At 66.2% G+C, this 1,179-nt stretch carries 1 protein-coding gene; it reads left to right on the plus strand.

The window, feature by feature from the left end; all coding sequences use genetic code 11:
* Positions 1-218: 218 nt before the first annotated feature.
* Positions 219-863 (plus strand): DUF1345 domain-containing protein, encoded by a 645-nt coding sequence (locus AC3WJI_RS21660; RefSeq protein ID WP_492759373.1) that lies wholly within the window; start codon positions 219-221, stop codon positions 861-863.
* Positions 864-1,179: the final 316 nt, after the last annotated feature.

Below are 1,179 nucleotides of genomic sequence, written 5' to 3' on the forward strand. Positions count from 1 at the left end.
CCCCCCCCCGCGGCTGCTGTGCAGCCGCACCCCCTCACCCAGCTCCGACTAAGGTTCTGCGAGCCTAAGTCTGCGCAATCATCATCTGGTGAACAGCGCCCCGCGCCGTTCAGGCCATGCCGGGGGCATGGCCGACCCGATGATCCCCTTGCAGGGGGCGAGGGAAGTCAGGCGATCCCCGCTGGCCGCACCACCCTACCCGCGCTAGACGTTCAGCCATGACCAGCAAAACGCCCCGCGGCATCGGCAATCGGCTCGCGCCGCCGCGCTTCATTGCTTTTGCCGTGGCGACCGCTGCCGCAATCGCGCTCGCCATCCCCCCGCTGGGGTTGCGCCAGGGCGTGATGGCGGGGTTCGATGCGGGCGCTTTGCTGTTCCTGCTGATCTCGGCGCCGCTGTTCCGCCACAAGCCCGACGACATGCGCGCCTCCGCGGTGCGGAACGACGCCAATCGCGTCGTGCTGCTGGGGCTCACCGGCGCGGTCTCGCTGGTGATCCTCGTCGCCGTCGCCAGCGAGCTGATGGAGAAGGACGCGCCAGACCCTGCCGCGCTCGCCTTGGTCATCGGCACCCTGGCGGTCAGCTGGATCTTCTCCAACTGGATCTATGCGCTCCACTACGCGCATCTCTTCTACAGCGACGATCAGGGCGAGGATGCCGGCGGCTTGTGCTTCCCCGAGACGAAGGAGCCCGATTACTGGGACTTCGTCTATTTCGCCTTCTGCCTCGGCATGACCTTCCAGACCAGCGATGTGAGCATCACCACGGGCCAATTCCGCCGCACCGTGACGCTGCATTGCCTCGCGGCGTTCGTGTTCAACCTCGGCATCGTCGCTTTCTCGATCAACGTGCTCGGGGGCTGAGGCGCCCCGAAGTTTAGAAAGTTGCGGGCTTGGCGCGGTTTGCGCCATCCCGCCTTAGAGCGAAGTTGCGATGCGCCGCCTGGGCACCACCGACGCCCCCGCGACGCGACACCTGCGCGACACGTGCACGACAGCCACGCGCCAGTTGCGCGCCAACTTGGCGACTTCGACGCGACAGGTAGATCAGGGTCTAGCCGACGATGGGAAAGAGCGGGCGGCAAAAGGCCGACCGACCGAGGCAAGCAGGTCAAATCCTACATTACAAGGTTGGCTTCTTTGAAGCCCCTCCCCTTCAGGGGAGGGGTTGGGGTGGGGC

This window comes from Sphingomonas sp. FW306-1B-B10E, assembly GCF_058782005.1.

What these genes read in the sequence shown, in the direction of transcription:
- AC3WJI_RS21660 (WP_492759373.1), top strand. Translation starts at nt 219, where the DNA reads ATGACCAGCAAAACGCCCCGCGGCATCGGCAATCGGCTCGCGCCGCCG.